23 protein-coding genes and 2 pseudogenes are annotated in these 15,585 nt (G+C 50.8%); 15 read left to right on the top strand and 10 right to left on the bottom strand.

The window, feature by feature from the left end; all coding sequences use genetic code 11:
• The first annotated feature begins 7 nt into the window (after window positions 1–7).
• Together HF685_RS09450 and HF685_RS09445 are read left to right on the top strand one after the other, a co-directional pair.
• A complete protein-coding gene (locus HF685_RS09450; protein WP_168819545.1) occupies window positions 8–316 on the top strand; it encodes an REDY-like protein HapK in 309 nt (102 codons plus the stop codon).
• Between the two features lie 2 nt (window positions 317–318).
• Window positions 319–555: an SDR family NAD(P)-dependent oxidoreductase gene (locus tag HF685_RS09445; protein WP_168819544.1), complete on the top strand. Its 237-nt coding sequence runs from the start codon at window positions 319–321 to the stop codon at window positions 553–555.
• A 32-nt stretch (window positions 556–587) separates the two neighbouring features.
• Here HF685_RS09445 and HF685_RS09440 read toward each other — a convergent pair.
• The 4 genes from HF685_RS09440 to HF685_RS09425 form a co-directional block, all read right to left on the bottom strand.
• Window positions 588–1,933 (bottom strand): IS3 family transposase gene (locus HF685_RS09440; protein WP_168819542.1). Its coding sequence is split into 2 segments (ribosomal slippage): window positions 588–1,603 and window positions 1,603–1,933, totalling 1,347 coding nucleotides; the frame shifts between segments, so codons are not numbered across the junction.
• 228 nt (window positions 1,934–2,161) lie between these two features.
• Entirely contained in the window at window positions 2,162–2,761 is a 600-nt protein-coding gene (locus tag HF685_RS09435) for an SOUL family heme-binding protein (protein ID WP_168819541.1), read from the bottom strand.
• Between the two features lie 63 nt (window positions 2,762–2,824).
• Window positions 2,825–3,508, bottom strand: a complete 684-nt coding sequence (locus HF685_RS09430) for a ChrR family anti-sigma-E factor (protein WP_168819540.1) — start codon at window positions 3,506–3,508, stop codon at window positions 2,825–2,827.
• The gene (locus tag HF685_RS09425) at window positions 3,505–4,155 is read right to left on the bottom strand and encodes a sigma-70 family RNA polymerase sigma factor (RefSeq protein WP_168819539.1); all 651 of its coding nucleotides are present in this window, start codon (window positions 4,153–4,155) and stop codon (window positions 3,505–3,507) included. The genes HF685_RS09430 and HF685_RS09425 overlap by 4 nt, the downstream gene beginning before the upstream one ends.
• A 183-nt stretch (window positions 4,156–4,338) precedes the next feature.
• Here HF685_RS09425 and HF685_RS09420 point away from each other — a divergent pair, with 183 nt between their 5' ends.
• The gene (locus tag HF685_RS09420; protein ID WP_211051098.1) at window positions 4,339–4,866 is read left to right on the top strand and encodes a fasciclin domain-containing protein; all 528 of its coding nucleotides are present in this window, start codon (window positions 4,339–4,341) and stop codon (window positions 4,864–4,866) included.
• A gap of 188 nt (window positions 4,867–5,054) precedes the next feature.
• Window positions 5,055–5,426, top strand: coding sequence for a DUF3429 domain-containing protein (locus HF685_RS09415; protein WP_246218565.1), 372 nt, complete (start codon window positions 5,055–5,057; stop codon window positions 5,424–5,426).
• Here the strand turns inward: HF685_RS09415 and HF685_RS09410 are convergent.
• Window positions 5,423–6,358: an NAD(P)/FAD-dependent oxidoreductase gene (locus tag HF685_RS09410; RefSeq protein ID WP_168819537.1), complete on the bottom strand. Its 936-nt coding sequence runs from the start codon at window positions 6,356–6,358 to the stop codon at window positions 5,423–5,425. The two genes, HF685_RS09415 and HF685_RS09410, sit on opposite strands and share 4 nt — an antisense overlap.
• 203 nt (window positions 6,359–6,561) lie before the next feature.
• Here HF685_RS09410 and HF685_RS09405 point away from each other — a divergent pair, with 203 nt between their 5' ends.
• The 7 genes from HF685_RS09405 to HF685_RS09375 all read left to right on the top strand — a co-directional run bounded on the left by HF685_RS09405 (window position 6,562) and on the right by HF685_RS09375 (window position 10,568).
• A complete protein-coding gene (locus HF685_RS09405) occupies window positions 6,562–6,861 on the top strand; it encodes a DCC1-like thiol-disulfide oxidoreductase family protein (protein WP_246218564.1) in 300 nt (99 codons plus the stop codon).
• Window positions 6,858–7,352: a DUF427 domain-containing protein gene (locus tag HF685_RS09400; protein WP_168819533.1), complete on the top strand. Its 495-nt coding sequence runs from the start codon at window positions 6,858–6,860 to the stop codon at window positions 7,350–7,352. The genes HF685_RS09405 and HF685_RS09400 overlap by 4 nt, the downstream gene beginning before the upstream one ends.
• A 3-nt stretch (window positions 7,353–7,355) precedes the next feature.
• Window positions 7,356–8,723 carry an ABC1 kinase family protein gene (locus HF685_RS09395; protein WP_168819531.1) on the top strand — a complete coding sequence of 456 codons (1,368 nt, stop codon included), beginning with the start codon at window positions 7,356–7,358 and terminating at the stop codon, window positions 8,721–8,723.
• Window positions 8,724–8,765: 42 nt separating this feature from the next.
• Window positions 8,766–8,867 (top strand): DUF2256 domain-containing protein, encoded by a 102-nt coding sequence (locus HF685_RS09390; protein WP_246218825.1) that lies wholly within the window; start codon window positions 8,766–8,768, stop codon window positions 8,865–8,867.
• A gap of 323 nt (window positions 8,868–9,190) precedes the next feature.
• On the top strand, window positions 9,191–9,559 hold the full coding sequence (locus tag HF685_RS09385; protein ID WP_168819529.1) for a hypothetical protein: 369 nt from the start codon (window positions 9,191–9,193) through the stop codon (window positions 9,557–9,559).
• Window positions 9,560–9,584: 25 nt separating this feature from the next.
• A complete protein-coding gene (locus HF685_RS09380; RefSeq protein WP_168819527.1) occupies window positions 9,585–9,851 on the top strand; it encodes a TIGR03643 family protein in 267 nt (88 codons plus the stop codon).
• Between the two features lie 219 nt (window positions 9,852–10,070).
• Window positions 10,071–10,568 (top strand): 1-acyl-sn-glycerol-3-phosphate acyltransferase, encoded by a 498-nt coding sequence (locus HF685_RS09375; RefSeq protein ID WP_211051096.1) that lies wholly within the window; start codon window positions 10,071–10,073, stop codon window positions 10,566–10,568.
• 283 nt (window positions 10,569–10,851) lie between these two features.
• Here the strand turns inward: HF685_RS09375 and HF685_RS09370 are convergent, their stop codons facing one another.
• A complete protein-coding gene (locus HF685_RS09370) occupies window positions 10,852–11,799 on the bottom strand; it encodes a hypothetical protein (protein WP_168819525.1) in 948 nt (315 codons plus the stop codon).
• Complete coding sequence (locus HF685_RS09365) at window positions 11,772–12,698, bottom strand: tetratricopeptide repeat protein (protein ID WP_168819523.1); 927 nt, start codon at window positions 12,696–12,698, stop codon at window positions 11,772–11,774. The genes HF685_RS09370 and HF685_RS09365 overlap by 28 nt, the downstream gene beginning before the upstream one ends.
• A 500-nt stretch (window positions 12,699–13,198) precedes the next feature.
• On the opposite strand from HF685_RS09365, the gene HF685_RS09360 reads away from it, so the two are divergent.
• Window positions 13,199–13,426: a hypothetical protein gene (locus tag HF685_RS09360; protein ID WP_168819521.1), complete on the top strand. Its 228-nt coding sequence runs from the start codon at window positions 13,199–13,201 to the stop codon at window positions 13,424–13,426.
• Entirely contained in the window at window positions 13,423–13,674 is a 252-nt protein-coding gene (locus HF685_RS09355) for a hypothetical protein (protein ID WP_168817422.1), read from the top strand. Before HF685_RS09360 ends, HF685_RS09355 begins: the two co-directional genes overlap by 4 nt.
• A gap of 44 nt (window positions 13,675–13,718) precedes the next feature.
• Here HF685_RS09355 and HF685_RS16370 read toward each other — a convergent pair whose 3' ends face one another.
• Window positions 13,719–13,958 (bottom strand): hypothetical protein, encoded by a 240-nt coding sequence (locus HF685_RS16370; protein WP_246218563.1) that lies wholly within the window; start codon window positions 13,956–13,958, stop codon window positions 13,719–13,721.
• A 16-nt stretch (window positions 13,959–13,974) separates the two neighbouring features.
• Between HF685_RS16370 and HF685_RS16365 the strand changes: the two genes are divergently transcribed.
• A complete protein-coding gene (locus HF685_RS16365) occupies window positions 13,975–14,157 on the top strand; it encodes a hypothetical protein (protein WP_246218562.1) in 183 nt (60 codons plus the stop codon).
• A gap of 12 nt (window positions 14,158–14,169) precedes the next feature.
• On the opposite strand, the pseudogene HF685_RS16715 reads toward HF685_RS16365, so the two are convergent.
• Window positions 14,170–14,262: pseudogene (locus HF685_RS16715) on the bottom strand (hypothetical protein); the annotation flags it as partial.
• Here HF685_RS16715 and HF685_RS16360 point away from each other — a divergent pair.
• A pseudogene (locus tag HF685_RS16360) lies at window positions 14,261–14,414 on the top strand (transposase); the annotation flags it as partial. The pseudogenes HF685_RS16715 and HF685_RS16360 overlap by 2 nt on opposite strands.
• A gap of 275 nt (window positions 14,415–14,689) precedes the next feature.
• Here HF685_RS16360 and HF685_RS09340 read toward each other — a convergent pair.
• Window positions 14,690–15,443, bottom strand: a protein-coding gene (locus HF685_RS09340) for an IS5 family transposase (RefSeq protein WP_168819517.1) whose coding sequence is annotated in 2 segments (ribosomal slippage) — window positions 14,690–15,113 and window positions 15,112–15,443 — 756 coding nt in all. Because the reading frame shifts where the segments join, the coding sequence is not laid out codon by codon here.
• Between the last annotated feature and the right edge of the window lie 142 nt (window positions 15,444–15,585).

Raw genomic sequence — 15,585 nt, 5'->3', positions numbered from 1 at the left:
GAGAGAGATGATGCGCATCATAGTTGTGTTCAATCTGAAGGACGGCGTGAGCGCTGCTGATTATGAAGCCTGGGCCAAAACCGCAGATATTCCCGGTGTGAATGGTTTGGGATCGGTCGAGAAATTTACCGTGCACAAAGCGACTGGCCTGTTCGGCTCGGAAGATGCTTCGCCTTATCAATATGTGGAGATATTGGACATCACCGGGATGGATCCGTTTGTTGCGGATATTTCCACCGATGAATTTCAGGCCATGGCCGCGCCGTTTCAGGACTATGCCGATAACCCGCAGTTCATATTGACCGAAGATTTGTAATCATGGCTGGAAAATTTGACGGAAAGACCATTGTCGTCACAGGATCGGGCAAGGAAAAGGGATTGGGCCAAGGCATATTGCAGCGCTTTGCCGATGAAGGCGCCAATTGTGTCGTTTCTGACCTGAGCATTGGCGCGGAGGAAGAAGGCGTCGCGGAAGAATTGCGCGAGCGCGGTGTGAGGGTCGCTACTATCGCTTGCGATGTGAGCGAATGTGAGACTGATTCTGGTTTAAAATAGGCGAGTATTTGGTTCCATCTGGTTGGTTGATATTAGGCGGCGATCTTGCGGTATTGCAAGCGCCGATGTTCGATGGTTTTTCGTTTGATCCTTTCTCGCTGTTTGATGATGGCTTGCGCTCTGCCGAAGTAGGCATCGGGGGGTGTGACGTTTTTCAGGCTCTCGTGATAGCGCTGATGGTTGTAATATTCGACGAACGCTTCGACCTGCGCCTCCAGATCGCCGAGCAGATAATAATTCTTGAGCAGGATGCGGTTCTTCAAGGTCTGATGCCAACGCTCGATTTTACCCTGTGTTTGTGGATGGAAGGGTGCGCCGCGGACATGGCGCATGTTTCTGTCTTTGAGCCAGTCAGCCAGTTCTCCCGCGACATAGCTGGGACCATTGTCCGATAGCAGCCGGGGCTTATGTAACACATGGGCCTGATCGCAACCTGATGCTGTTAATGCCAGTTCCAGCGTATCGGTAACATCCTCAGCTTTCATCGTCGTGCAAAGCTTCCATGCAATGATATAGCGGCTATAGTCATCGAGTATGATGGAGAGATAATACCAGCCCCAGCCAATGATCTTCAGGTAGGTAAAGTCCGTCTGCCATAGCTGATTGGGTGCAGTCGTCTTGTCCTTAAACTCGCTGGCAGCCTTCATCACGATGAAGTTCGGGCTGGTAATCAGGTCATGCGCCTTCAGAAGCCTGTAAACGCTGGCTTCCGATACAAAGTAGCGCTGCTCATCGGTGTACGTCACCGCCAGCTCTCGCGGGCTCAGTTCGCAGCGTTCCAGCGCCATTTCCAGTATCTGGTCGTGGATATCATCCGGTATCCGGTTCCACGCACGGCGCGGTCCAGGGCGCTTGTCTTCCAGCGCATCTTCGCCGAACCGCTGATACAGATCATACCATCGGTAGAAGGTAGGCCGGGCAATGCCCAGCTTGTCTAGCGTCTGCTTCGCTGGCAGATGTGAGCGCTCCACCAGCTTGATAATCTCCAGCTTCTCAGTGGCAGGGTATCTCATTCCTCTAACTCCCCATCCCCGATCATGCTTTTTTTGAGCAGCCGGTTCTCAAGTGTTAGCTCTGCTACAACTTCCTTCAGATCACGGCCCTCACGGCGAAGCTCTGTCACCTCTTCATTGTTTGCCGCGCGAGCCGTGTCACCAGCAAGCCGCTTCTTCCCGGCCTCCATGAAGTCCTTTGACCATTTATAATAAACACCCTGCGCGATACCTTCACGCCGGCATAGCTCCGTGATACTATCCTCTCCACGCAGCCCTTCCAGCACGATCCGTATCTTCTCTTCCGCGCTATATTGCTTGCGGGTCGCTCTGCGGATATCTTTCACCACCCGCTCTGTGGAGGCTTTTGAGTATTTTGCTTTCATCTTCGTTCCTTACAGTCACTGCAATGAAACCAAAATACTCCCTTATTATATGACGCTAATCTGTCTATCGATCGCTGACGGGGAACAGAACAGCAGAGTTGCGTTGCGGTATGGGATAGGGCTCGGGATCAAAACCACCAAAATCGGGCGACAAAAAACGGTGAGATAGCAAACGCAATTGCTGCGATGAGGACGAGAATGGATTTCATTAATAGAGGCGCCAAATATTCATTGAACAGATCGTTTGACGATCTGCATGACTTCCCAGCGCCTCTGTGCCTGTGGCACACTTGGTCCATCATATCCGGCGACGATCAAAGATGAAGCTGCTTCCAAATCTTCGGCTTTGCGGAAGTCTTCAATTTTCGCAGCAGCTTCCTTAATGAGCGCTTCGGAGCGTGTACCGATGTATCGATAAGCGACGCGTTGTTCGGCCGGAATCTCGGTCAATTCGATCTTGTCATTATCAGGAATTGGTAGCGTATCCATTGTCCATTTCGAAGGCATCGAAAATTGAATTGTATAAGCGCCGTCTTCATTCTTGGAAGTCGTGACAGGCGCCGTCATCGCAATCGTCGTGGAAGCTGATTTCGCCTGCGTTGTAACCGGTGCGGTCATGGCAATTTTGTCTGCGCGCTGGTTGCCGCCGAAGATATATCCGGCCAGTTGCCTGAAGCCCTTGTTGGATGCTTCGTCCGATGACCCCGCCTCTATGGTCACTTCCGCAGCGAGATAAGGCGCATAGTTGCGCAGCTCGACGCCATCGGACTGTTTGATCACGTCGTATTTTGGCTGCTCAATGCTATCCTGTGCATGTGCACATCCCATTACGGCGAAAACTCCGATAGACGAGACTAGCCCCTTACGAATTTTGTTACACATTATCGCGCTCTATATTCCAATTACAGGTTTCAACATTCTCATGACCGGGTTTGAAAATTTCAAGCTGCCTTCGAGGGCGACCAATGTAATGCACGCCTCACCATCATCATCGACAATCGGCTGATGCGTGCAGCTTTCATCCTCTCGATGAAGATCGCCAAGACCATAGCTTTCATCTCCGACTGAATAACCGCCCTGCAGGATGAGAGCCCACTCTTCCCCTTCATGAGTGTGACGGGGCACTTTCAATCCGGGACGGGCTTTGAGCAAATAGAGTTCCTCGCCGTTATCATTGGCTAGCGATGCCCGCTCGACACCAAAGCCAAGCTTCTTCCATTTTAACTCTTGTCCGATGTTTTTTAAAAAATCTTCGAGGGGTGATGGAACCCACGACTTCCCGGCACTATTTTCAGGTTGTGCTTGGCTTGCTCCTGCCTCTTCGGAAACCGGCATAGATTCCATCTTATCCAATACCCGCGCGAAAAAATCGCTCGAAAGAGCTTCTCCCTGCGCAGACTCCAAGAGAGCGCCCCCGACCTGATCCATAGCATCAATACGCGATGACAATTCCGGCTTCAGTGCAGACTGACAGGAAATGAGCAAATGCTTAGCCCGCGACAAGCCTCCGGCGCAATAGGAAGCAAGCCATTCTTCACCGACAGAATGAAAGGCAGTTTGGGTTGAACTATTCATTGGTTAACTCCGCGAAAATTCTCTAATTTTGATTTCATATTTTTAAGCGGCACACGAATACGGCTTTTCACCGTACCGAGTGCCAAACCAGTTCGCTCTGCGATCTGGCTGTGGGACAGGCCTTCGAAAAAGGCCATGTGCAGCATTTGCTTCTGCTCCACCGGCAGTTTCGCCAGTTCAGCCTGAACGGCCATTGCTGCCTGTGACTCGTCTAATTCAGCATCCGCGGCGGCGACGGGGGAATCAGCCATAGTCGAAATGACGTCTGGTGCCGTGGGTTGCATACGATCATGTTTGCGTTTGTGATCGATCCATGTGTTGCGAACCATGCGGAATACCCACGATGAGAATGCGCCCTTGGCCGGATCAAATTGATTTGCCTTGGTCCACACCGAAATCAAAACGTCCTGGACGATGTCTTCTGCTGTGGAGGATTGTTCACCGCGATACGTCAACCAAGCCTTCAAGCGCGGTGCATAGTGAGCAGCGATTTCTTCGAGCGCAGCGCGATCCCGCGATCTACTGATGCGTTCGATAAGAGCAGCATCTTTAATCTCTCTTCCAGGAAGAGCCTTCACAATAGCGGACCGACCGGACAAGTTGTCCGAACCTTTTGTCTCCATTTCACATTGCATTTGGTCACGCATCTCAATCTCCAATAACAAGCATACGGTCAAGCGCTGGTTTTGGATCATCTTCCGGTGAAATTGTTTTGGCTTATTATATGGGCCGAAACCCTTTTGAAGAAATTGTCACAAAAAATGATCCAGTTGGGCAGGTCATTCGTAGTCTGAGGGACAATCGTTTGAACAATCCCCAAAGGAAACTTTATGACCATATCCAAAATCTTCGCCAGCGCATCAGCTGCTGCCATTACATCAATGACCGTATTCGCCTTTGCATTGGCGCCCGTAACGGCAGCCAAGGCAGATCATTACGCCAAAGCTCCATCGGTTGATATCGTGGATACCGCAGTTGCTGCCGGATCATTCAAGACCCTAACTGCCGCTGTTCAGGCTGCAGGCTTGGAAGCGACGTTACGCAGCGCCGGTCCATTTACTGTTTTTGCTCCAACGGATGAAGCATTTGCCAAACTGCCCGCTGGTACAGTTGAGACACTCTTGAAACCAGAGAATAAGGACCAGCTTGTGTCCATCCTTACCTATCATGTCCTATCCGGGAAAGTGTACTCCAAGAGCCTCGCGGGCAAACAAATCGAGGTGGCCACCGTGCAAGGAACAACTGTTTCGGTAGATGGAACCGATGGCGTGAAAGTCGACAATGCAAATGTGGTGAAAGCCGATATCAAAACATCTAACGGCGTCATCCATGTGATTGATACGGTTTTGATGCCCTAACTGGAACAACGTTCAGGGTATCCCGCTCTCCTCCCTCCCTCGATGGGTACCCTTTGCCGCCGCTACTGACATTCAGTGGCGGCGGTTTTTTCTTGGTCAGACCGCTATAGAGAAGCCCTATGCAAAACAACCGTCCGCCTTCAGCAAGCATTCTTGGCTTAGCCGGCTTACTGCCGCAGTTGTTATGTTTGGTCGCGGTATTTGACGACGACACTCGTTACATCGCGCTCAGCGCAGCGTTTCTTTATGCGGCTGTGATCTTCAGCTTTTTGGGAGGTCTATGGTGGGGATTGGCTGTTACCAATCCTAAGGCACCGCAATGGGTCTATGGTATAGCAGTTGTTCCAAGCCTGTTGGCTGTGGTTAGCGGTATTCCATGGATGATCGGTACAACATGGCCCGGGCCATCACTGGCGTTGCTTGGCATAGCGTTGATCGCCGCGTTGTGGATTGATTTCAGATTGAACCGGCTAGGCATGATGCCGGTCTGGATGCTCCGGCTACGGATTATATTATCCACCGGATTGGGATTAACAACCCTGGCCTTGGCAGCGCTTTAACCCTGTATCATCTTTGCAAGCGCCGTCCCTGACAACCACGCACATTCGACTCTTGGTCCGATCAGCCAGTCTCCGCAAACGCCGATCTTTAGATCGTCATTATATAGTGCGCTTTGATCCGTCTTACCCGACCGAGCATAGCGCCACCGGTGCGCGGAAGCGACTAACGGATCCGGGAGAGAAACGCCCAAAAGGTCAGAGAACCGATCAGATAATGCAGAAACGACCTGTTCCTGACTATCTTCCAAATAGTTCACCGACCAATCCGGAGAAGCTTGGATTACCCAACTGTCCGGACCTTTGCGACCCGGTTTGACGGAATTGCGCGCGGCCGAACCAATGACAGCATCGTCGCGAATTATCACTTTGTCTGTTTTTACGGGATGGGCAAAGGCCAGCATTAATGTCCAGCATGGGGCTGATACCGTGTTTCTGGCCAATGTGTGAAATTCGGTGTCCCACGGTTGCAGCAATGACGCCGCCTGCTCTGCCGGTATAGCTAAAACAACGGCGTCAAATAGCGCCACAATAACGTGATCCCCGCATTGCAACTGCCAGCCGTTCTGCTGTTTTACCAAGCCATCGATGCGCATCGACCACGAAACATCATGTCGGGCCGCGAGCGCCTTGATCGGCGCGTTCATGGCGGGCACGCCAACCCATGCTTCCGGTCCAGCGGCGGGCCAAGGCGCAACTGTGCCGGCATTCTGCCACTGTTTGACCCCTGTCTGGAAAGCGTGCTCGCGGGCGGTGAAATATTGGGCACCATGATCAAAGCCGACCTGTCCGAGCGCTGTATCTATCCGCCGAGTTGACATCCGTCCCCCAGGACCGCGCGCTTTGTCGAAAAGGCTAATCTGAAATCCTTCAGCGACTAAATGATCCGCACAAGCAAGGCCAGAAAGGCCAGAACCAATGATCGCAATCTTCATAACTTAGGTCTTTCAGCCGTATGGCATTCAGCGGAACAAGTTAGCATATAAAGCCTATTATCTGGATCCTCTACGATATCGAAAACAAAGCTTTCGTGAAATATGGCAAAATTGCCAATATGTCCCAATGGGCGAGTAAAAATATGAACAAAGTTACAGTTTGGTACGATGGGGGGTGCCCCTTATGTCTTCGGGAGATCGTAATGGTTCGGCGGCTCGATAAAAATGACGCCATAGAGTTTGTTGATCTGATGTCGCCCGATACAACATGTCCGATCAGTCGCCAATTCATGCTGGACCGCTTTCACGCACAGGAAAACGGAGTTCTATTGTCCGGAGCGGCTGCTTTCGTCGCGATGTGGCGCGCGGTACCGTTCTTGCGTCCGCTCGGCGTTGCGGCTCAGCTTCCGGGAGTTTTGCCGATATTGGAATATGGCTATCGGCTGTTCCTGCGCCTCCGTCCGCGCCTGCAACGCTATGCTGGCGGCCGGTTAGAGACATGAGACCTCGACCGAATCCAATTGCACCAGGACAAGAGAGTGTCTGGAATTACCCCCGCCCGGCGGTTGCCGAGCCATGCTCCGCGCGGATCACCATCCAGCATCAAGGACAGATTGTAGCCGACACAAACACCAGCGTTCGTACGCTAGAGACCAGCCATCCGCCTACTTACTATATTCCGGCATCGGACATTACCCCGGGCGTGCTTCAGCACGCGGAAGGAAGCTCCTATTGCGAGTGGAAAGGTGCTGCCGTCTACTATGATATGGTCATCGGCGACACCATATTGCCGCGCATCGGCTGGAGTTATCCCAGTCCCACCAAAGATTTTTTGATATTGCGAGACCATATAGCCTTTTATGCCGGACCGTTTGATCGGTGCAGCGTCGACGGTGAAACCGTGATCCCGCAACCCGGTGCGTTTTATGGCGGCTGGATAACCAGCAAACTCGCCGGTCCGTTCAAAGGCGTACCGGGAAGCAGGGGATGGTAAGACGTGACGGACAATAGCATCAAACATAAAAACCGCGCAGTGCCAAATGGACGATTGTCGCGTCTGAGCCAATTCGGGCGTTTAGCCAGCGGCGTCGCGGGCGGCATGATTGCCGAAGGCGCACGACGATTGGCCGACGGCGAACGTCCAGCTATGCGGGACATGATCCTCACTCCCGGCAACGTGGCGAGGGTCGCGGACCGGTTATCGCATTTACGCGGGGCCGCGATGAAGTTGGGTCAGATGATCTCGATGGACGCCGGAGACATGCTCCCGCCAGAACTGACCGAGATCATGGCACGGCTGCGCGATAACGCCCACCGAATGCCGCCGCAACAATTGCAGCGTGTTTTGGAGCAGCAATGGGGGCAGGATTGGCGCAAGCGCTTTGCCCATTTTGGCGCAACGCCCATTGCGGCAGCATCCATTGGTCAGGTGCACCGAGCAAAGACACCGGATGGCCGTGATCTTGCGATTAAAGTTCAGTATCCAGGCGTCAGGGAAAGCATTGATGCTGACGTAGACAATGTCGCGACACTACTTCGGGTTTCCAATCTGTTGCCGAGTGAATTAGACATTGCTCCGTTGCTGGCGGAGGCCAAAAAGCAGCTTCACGAGGAAGCGGATTATCTGAGGGAAGGTGGATATCTCACCCTGTTTGGCGAGTTGCTTGCTGATGCGTCAGATTATGTCATCCCCGTTCTGGACGAAGAATTTACCACGGATCAGGTACTGGCGATGAGCTTTGTGGAAGGCAAGGCGATCGAGACTTTAGTGGATGCGCCGCAGGACACACGAGACACAGCAATGGGTTTATTGTTTCAATTGGTGATGCGGGAAATATTTGAATTTGGGAGAATACAGTCGGACCCTAATTTTGCAAATTACCGTTATCAACCGGAGACCGGAAATCTGGTGCTGCTCGACTTCGGCGCAACAAGAGAGGTCGATGCTAAAGTGGCTGACGGCTATCGAAGACTTATAATCGCCGCGCTGAATGGTGACCGTGATGGGGTGCGTGAGGAAGCACTAGCAGCTGGCTTTGTTAGCCAGGCAGCAATCACCAGACATGGCGACCGGGTCGCTGCTATGATTGATGTCATTATCAACGAGTTAACGCGTCCCGGAAAATTCGATTTTGGCGATCGCGGCTTCGTCAGCATATTACGCGAACAAGGCATGGATGTCGCAGTGGATAAGGCGGCATGGCATATCCCTCCGACTGATTTACTATTTGTTCAACGCAAAATCAGCGGCATGGCGTTACTCGCGGCTCGGCTGAAAGTCAGAATAGACGTTCGGGCATTGGTGGCAGAACATTTTACCTTAGACGAAGGTGCTGAGGCAGATGCATTGGATACGGAAAGCTAAGCCTTGCCAAAGATGCGAAAGAAAACCAATCTGCCAACCTAAATCTGTGAAGCATGCAGACGACCATTCACATGGGGCAAGAAATGGGAACGGGACTGGGAAAACGTCCGCTACTGTTCGGATGACTGCCGACGTAAGCGTTAGTTCAAGCTCGCCAAAAACCGCTTCGCATCGGTATCAATTTGCGTCTTTTTATCTTCGCTGAATTTGCCATAGCTGCTTACCATCATCGCCATCCTCGGATTGCTCTGAAAACGTCATGCATGTCGCCCGAGAAAACCCCAATAGAGATAGTTAAACGGTCACACGTCTTCGCCTTATTTCGTAACGGGGAAGCCGGGAATTGACATCGACAATCAAACTTTATCGATATTACAAGAATGATATTTTTTGTGGATCGGTCGATTGCTGAAATCAATAATGATCCAATTTGCTTTGGCGCTCGTAATTAACCCGGAGCCCTAGATATGTTTATTAAAAAACAGGTGTCTAAAGGCCAGCAACAGGAGTTTTTGATGCAAAATTACGTTAAGCGGTTCAATGAAAACTCGATTGCCTTTGTGATGAATCCGGATTCAAACCCACTGAATAGCCTTCCGCGCGTTCAACGGTTCCAAATTATGGCAATATTGTCGATCATGTGGTCGACCATCTTTTCTACAGCCCTCGGATCATGGTTTTATTATGGCGAGCTAGTGGTAGGACACTTGGCTGTTCTTCTCGGTATTTTTATAACTGCAGGCGTGTTTAAAACCTCTCAGCAACCATTAAAGACTTATCGCGATCACCCTCGCGAGGACGGAACAGCCCGTTACGATGATGTTTGGGGAGCATGATAGACCAGATATTCAAGCTTGCGTAATGTCACGACCAGTATTTCCCGATAATTTTGTGCCTTCTACGCAGCAGGAAGATAGGGGAACTATATTCACTTCTGAAATTATCGCCATGGCTTGGGCTGATGAAATCAGTTTTGATATGATCCAGGCGTTGTCAGGTCTTCGTGAAAAAGATGTAATAATAGTCATGCGGACCCACATGCGACCGGGTAGTTTTAGGAGATGGAGAAAACGCGTAAATGGCCGTGCCAGCAAACACCGCGCCAAGCACTCTCATGGCCGTAATTGATGTTATTGTGCACCAAGTTTTTGAAAAAATTCTTACAGTCTGATATCATCTTAGCTGCTTCTCCACATCTCCGGATCGTGCCTGATTGTCTCTGCCAAACAACGGATTTTGAATATGAGAGTAGTTTGTGAAAATGTACTTTCCGATTTCAGCCCGCGTAGGGGAAACATGTTCACGCGATGGCTTGGACGTTTTGTGTTGCGGTGCATGGGTTGGAAAATGGTCGGAAAGCTGCCGCCGGAAAAAAAGCTGATCATCGCCGGCATGCCTCATACCTCCAACTGGGATTTCATCCTTGCGATGGCATGTATGAAGTCTGTCGGGCTAAAAGTTTCCTTCATGATGAAAAAAGAGGCCTTTGTCTGGCCGCTCAGTGCTTTCTTCAAATATTTAGGTGGAGTGCCAATTGACCGCTCGTCGCAAAGAGGTGTGACATCGCAAATGGTGGATTGGTTTGATCGTAATGAAAATGTCTGGTTGGGAATGACACCCGAAGGAACTCGCAGCAAAGTGAGCGAATACAAAAAGGGGTACCTACGTATCTCAAAGGCTGCAGGAGTACCGATCACACTGATTGGGATTGACGCTCGGTCAAAAGAGGTGGTCCTGCATGAAGAAATATGGAAATATACGGGCACGAATAATGATGAAGATAATGCAGCTATAAAAAATTTCGTAGATGCTAATTTCTTTGGAATTAATCAGAGAAATCAATGAGATAGTTTTAGATACAGTTGCAGTGTTATCATTTTTTGTTCCCCGGTCCCATTTTCTGATTTAGAGCAAATTATCGACACCTCGGCTGCTAGGAGTCAACAACTTGTTATCTGTATTTTATGCTCTCACTTCGAGATGGAATATCTGGTTTTCGCGCTAATCATTCGAAAAGCGGATAGGCAGAAAACCACCCACTTGTCGCCGTTCTCGAGCGCTTGATGGTTGGCAATGTTCAAGGAACGGCCAAGAAATCGATGGATGAAGCCAAACATGCGATTGCTATTCAAAGTTCCTGTTTATCCAATAGATTTTTCAGCAAATCCGGATTGTAAAGTGACTTGCCTTCGTCACGCCTTAGCGCTTTTTGCTTCGTATAAAAAAGCTTGTCCCAGCGCAGGAGAGCGGAGGAAACGCGTTCGGGTTGTTCGTCTAACTGGTTCTGAATTTGGCCGAGCGATTGCGCCGCATCGGATAAAGCCTTGCGGTGGCGAGCCAGACGCGAACCGGCATAGCGCTCATGGATCAATCCCAATTGATGCCGCGCTGATGCCAGCAGCAGCTTAGCCGCGCCAAACTGCCCCGCACGAGCAGCCGATTTCCCAAGTGATACTGCCGAGTTGATATTGCTCAGTGGTTCGTCAACAGTGAGCATTTTTGAAGGTCGCTTTTCTGCATCGCGAAGGCCGCGGACATAAAAGGCCAGAGCATCAAGTGTCGCACCATCGGGTTCAAGCCCACCAAATTCTTCGACAATCAATCCGCGTATAAACTCTTCGAGCGCCTGACCTTCATGGCTAACTTTGCCCGTTTTTGTTAGATCAGGAATGGGCACCGGATCGAAGGTGCTATTGCCGCGCAGCTTGCTAAAAAAACTGTGGGTTACATCTGCAGTGCCCGGAGCGCTCGACATGCCCGGGAACCGGAAATGCGGATTGGCGGTTCCACCGCTATGGCAGCTTTCACACGAAATACCTGCCTTTGCCGCCTGGCCGCCTAGCAGTATCGGTGTCTGGAATATGGCGCGGCCTACGGCCCATCTTGTGTCGGTTTCTGCTGCTGTTCTGGGAGCGACAACAACCTTTTTACCTAAAGCTTCCAATTGCGCCGATGGTTCGTTTTCTAGCCATGTCACTGCGCGCAGCAAAGGCGCATCGGCTGCAAATGCGACCGCAGACGCCAGAGATACTGCAATAGTGCAAAAACTTAGGAGCGCTTTGCCTCGGTAATCCAACGCCGAAGTTCCTCCGCTTCATAGCAGCCAAATGCGCATAGTTTCTCAAGCCGTGCCAGATGATGTTCGGCACCAACCATGTCGCCTTTTTCAACCTTTAGTTCGCCATAATATTCAATCGCACCCAAATGATCGGGAGCAACCGCGAGCGCGCGCTGGTAATAGTCTTCCGCGATATCAAATCGCTTCAATTTGCGATTGGCGAAGCCGACATAGGTTAGTACATCTGGATGTGGACCAAATTCTTTGCCGGCCTGTTCCAATTCTGAAAGCGCCGCCTCGTAACGTCTTTCATTAATCAGGGAAACCGCACTTAGATAGACCGCATCGCTGGTTTCCCGATCCGACATACCGTAACTATGCGGCAAAATAAATGACGTCTGTTCCCCACCAATTATTGCGTTTTGCACAGCGCTCACGGCCGAGCTCAGTTGGTCTTTTTGTGCGCAGCCATCGCCGCATGCCGTTTGTTTTTCAGTCAACGTGCCGAGTGCGGCATTGGCTTTTTCGGCGTCACCCAGTTTGTGATAGGTAATTGCGAGGTCGCGATGTGCATCTATCAGGTCCGCGTTGTACTTGACCGCTTTCTCAAGTGGATTTTTCGCCTTTTTATGATCACCCATTTTCAAATAGCTGAAGCCCAGCAAATATTGGGCATTGGCGTTTTTTGGGGCGACGCTGAGCGAGCGTTTGAAGGATTTTACCGCGTCCTTGAAATTATCGGCTTTCAAGTAGGCGATTCCCGCCTGATATTCCGCTACGGCGTCGTAACGCGGGGCGCTTTGACTTGGACTGCCGCCACTCATTCCTCCACCGCCACCAGCGGCTTGCAGTCCGGCAGCGCTGAACGAAAGGGCAATAGCTGAACCCATAGCCAGCAATTTTGTTGATCTTTGCATGTTTATCTCCTCGACCGATCAGTCATAACACATTCCAGCAATGAACGTAATATGACCCCGATTCTATTGTTCGAACGCAGCCCGCCCCGAAATCAATGAGATGGAACAAGTTTGAACCGCCCTTATGGATGCAAAGGCCGCCGCAATTTCGTGGTGTCAGCCGATTCTAAAACGTCCATGATTACGCTCAATCGCCGGATCGATGACCAATAGCGTTTAGGTATTGAACACACACATATATTCAGGAACGAATAGGTCCAAACGGTTACAATGAAACAACTATGCTGAACAGACGTCTGACTCGACTCAAAACTAAGAGTATTTACATTGGTTGGTAAGACCCAAGGCTGAAAGATTGCGACTCGCTTTTTCTTGGACCTACACCTGTCCTTCATAGCATATAATGGGCCTCGACTCCACTTGGATCAGGTAAAAGATTGTCAAAGTCACTGTTTACAGATTGAGTGGAGAGCACCATCGATAGCTAATCGATAATTGAAATGAGCTGCGATGGAAACCTGACTTCGACGGACGCAGGGCAGCGTTTCTCCGAGAAATTTGATAGCCGCAACTTCAGCTTTACTGAGAAAAATGGAACCGGAGCACTGCTTACCGTATCTGGACAATATGCTCTCGACGCCACCGGCGAATACACGATACTGCGGCCAAGTGACCTCAGTACGCTGCGCTTCCTAGGTTTTTCCAAGCCATCATTCCAGACATTATGATGCGCAATCCCGACCCTTCCCGTTTCCTATTTGGCAATGATGCATCAGGTGTCACCGGGCTTTGGTCAGGCATCCTCGTCACCAAAGACAATCAGGGCAAGTTCAAGGAACTTAACCTTGAGATTACATTTTATCATACCAGTATCAGCGATCCCGTGAATATTTGGCTTTTGGATGCTCTCCTAGTAGCCAATCGCGGTTTCGATCCAGCAGCGAGCGTCGGGAAACCGGCGCTCCAATTCCGGTAGGTGATTGATGCACAGAAATTTTATTCTGGCCCTGTGCGTGCTGTTCAGAAATCCGTTGATTTGTTGCTCTGCCCATTGTGCGATTTCATCGGCGGAAACATGAATATGGTCGCGTGGTTGGTGAATACGGCCCAGATCGTTTCTGATACAATAGTAGTTGTGCAGACTTTGCGGTAAAAACTGCGCGGTGTCGCGAAATCGAAAAGAGGCGTTTTGTACGAACCGGCCATGATGATCGGCGAATGATTGAGCCATAATCGAGCATTGCATCCGGTGGAGGACATGCGCGCTTGCGAACATATGTTTGGTGCCAAACCCTTCAAGATTGGTCGCCTCAATTTGATTGTAATGATTGAGCAACGCTGCATCGTCCCTGCTATTTCCGCATTCTGGCAGATGCGAGAAATCAATCCATTCGCCGCGCATTACTGGCCCCGTCGTGGTAAAAAAATCAGCAAACTCCACCCTCGAAGTGAGAAATAGGTCGTCGTTAAAATAGATGAAATGTTCGGACAGCCCAGAGATCCGGCACAAAAAGGTTTCGATGGAGAGTGAATTGAAGGTCGGCAATGCCGCTTCATATACCACCTCGCGAAGGCAGCGGCAGAATGTAGAGATGCTGTTTGCGCATCTCAAGCGAATGTTAAAGCTGAACCGCCAACGCCTGCGGGGAACAAATGGCGCAAAAGATAGAGTTCCTCTTCATCGCTACAGCACAAAATCTCGGTAAACTGCCAAAAAATCCTGATGCCAGCCTGATCAGCAAGATTAATCTCCGTTCACCTCAGTACCGGAATAAGAATCATATCGTAAATCAACCGAGTTTTTCAACAAAATCCACCCATTTGCGATCGTTCGCGTCGGTCCGATATAATGTCTGATTCGGACGAAAAAGCGACCATTTAAATTAAGCCAGAATCGGACAAGATCGCGTCTGGAATGCCCATATGCTCTGTTCAATCCCCTTTTGCGCGCATGATCGAGTGCGGCGCGAACCAACTAGGGTCCAGACTCATTATAGCCACCAGATTACGGTAGCAGCTATGGCGATGGTTGCCATAAAGGTTTTGATATTGCGGTCGAAGCGTGTTGCGACACGACGCCAGTCCTTGAAGCGGCAGAACATGCGCTCGACGACATTGCGCTGTTTGTAGATGGCGGGATCGCAGTCAAGTTTGACCTTGCGATGCCGCTTGGGCGGGATAACGGCGGTGGTACCACGAGAGGCGAGCCAGTCGCGCAGATCATTGCTGTCATATCCTTTGTCGCCAACCAGTTCAGCAGACGGTGGCATTGCCGCGATACACTGCTTGGCGACCTTCATATCGTGCACGTTCCCGGGCGTTAGCAGGAGGACACAGGGTCTTCCTTTTATATCGCAGATGGCGTGGAGCTTGGTGTTCCGGCCGCCCCGTGTCTGACCGATACCATTGGCCAAGGCCCCCTTTTGCGCCTCCGGCAGTCCGGTGGACCTTGATGCAACTGCTGTCGATGAACAGCCTGTCTGGTACGCCCTCGGCTCCAGCCAGAGCACTGAAGATATCTTCCCATATCCCGCGCTCGGCCCAGCGTACGAAGCGGTTATAGAGTGTCTTCTTCGGCCCATAAACCGGCGGACAATCACTCCAGCGCCCGCCGCTTTGTAACGCGTGGACAATCCCCGAAAGCACGTGCCGGTCATCGACACGCAGTATGCCGCGCGTCTTCGTCGGCAAAAGCGGCTCAATCCGCGCCCACTGCTCATCCGAAAACCAAAAGAAATCAGACATATCCAATACCTCCTTGCTCAAGGCATTGAATCACAATTATATCACTTTGGGAATCCCGTTAATGGGTCTGGACCCTAGTAAGCCAACTTGCTTTTGCGATATTCTTTTCGCACCGCAAGCCGTTCAACTTTACAAAAGTCTC

Source organism: Parasphingorhabdus halotolerans, assembly GCF_012516475.1.
Lineage (GTDB): Bacteria > Pseudomonadota > Alphaproteobacteria > Sphingomonadales > Sphingomonadaceae > Parasphingorhabdus > Parasphingorhabdus halotolerans.
The sequence above is the reverse complement of the archived record's forward strand: the minus strand, read 5'-3'. Positions and strand labels throughout refer to the sequence as shown.

What these genes read in the sequence shown, in the direction of transcription:
- HF685_RS09385 (WP_168819529.1), top strand. Translation starts at nt 9,191, where the DNA reads ATGTTTATTAAAAAACAGGTGTCTAAAGGCCAGCAACAGGAGTTTTTG.
- HF685_RS09360 (WP_168819521.1), top strand. Translation starts at nt 13,199, where the DNA reads ATGAGCTGCGATGGAAACCTGACTTCGACGGACGCAGGGCAGCGTTTC.
- HF685_RS09405 (WP_246218564.1), top strand. Translation starts at nt 6,562, where the DNA reads ATGGTTCGGCGGCTCGATAAAAATGACGCCATAGAGTTTGTTGATCTG.
- HF685_RS09375 (WP_211051096.1), top strand. Translation starts at nt 10,071, where the DNA reads ATGGTCGGAAAGCTGCCGCCGGAAAAAAAGCTGATCATCGCCGGCATG.
- HF685_RS09410 (WP_168819537.1), bottom strand. Translation starts at nt 6,358, where the DNA reads ATGAAGATTGCGATCATTGGTTCTGGCCTTTCTGGCCTTGCTTGTGCG.
- HF685_RS09365 (WP_168819523.1), bottom strand. Translation starts at nt 12,698, where the DNA reads ATGCAAAGATCAACAAAATTGCTGGCTATGGGTTCAGCTATTGCCCTT.
- HF685_RS09435 (WP_168819541.1), bottom strand. Translation starts at nt 2,761, where the DNA reads ATGGGATGTGCACATGCACAGGATAGCATTGAGCAGCCAAAATACGAC.
- HF685_RS09420 (WP_211051098.1), top strand. Translation starts at nt 4,339, where the DNA reads ATGACCATATCCAAAATCTTCGCCAGCGCATCAGCTGCTGCCATTACA.
- HF685_RS09380 (WP_168819527.1), top strand. Translation starts at nt 9,585, where the DNA reads ATGTCACGACCAGTATTTCCCGATAATTTTGTGCCTTCTACGCAGCAG.
- HF685_RS09400 (WP_168819533.1), top strand. Translation starts at nt 6,858, where the DNA reads ATGAGACCTCGACCGAATCCAATTGCACCAGGACAAGAGAGTGTCTGG.
- HF685_RS09445 (WP_168819544.1), top strand. Translation starts at nt 319, where the DNA reads ATGGCTGGAAAATTTGACGGAAAGACCATTGTCGTCACAGGATCGGGC.
- HF685_RS09450 (WP_168819545.1), top strand. Translation starts at nt 8, where the DNA reads ATGATGCGCATCATAGTTGTGTTCAATCTGAAGGACGGCGTGAGCGCT.
- HF685_RS16370 (WP_246218563.1), bottom strand. Translation starts at nt 13,958, where the DNA reads ATGTCCTCCACCGGATGCAATGCTCGATTATGGCTCAATCATTCGCCG.
- HF685_RS09430 (WP_168819540.1), bottom strand. Translation starts at nt 3,508, where the DNA reads ATGAATAGTTCAACCCAAACTGCCTTTCATTCTGTCGGTGAAGAATGG.
- HF685_RS16365 (WP_246218562.1), top strand. Translation starts at nt 13,975, where the DNA reads ATGTTTGGTGCCAAACCCTTCAAGATTGGTCGCCTCAATTTGATTGTA.
- HF685_RS09425 (WP_168819539.1), bottom strand. Translation starts at nt 4,155, where the DNA reads ATGCGTGACCAAATGCAATGTGAAATGGAGACAAAAGGTTCGGACAAC.
- HF685_RS09355 (WP_168817422.1), top strand. Translation starts at nt 13,423, where the DNA reads ATGATGCGCAATCCCGACCCTTCCCGTTTCCTATTTGGCAATGATGCA.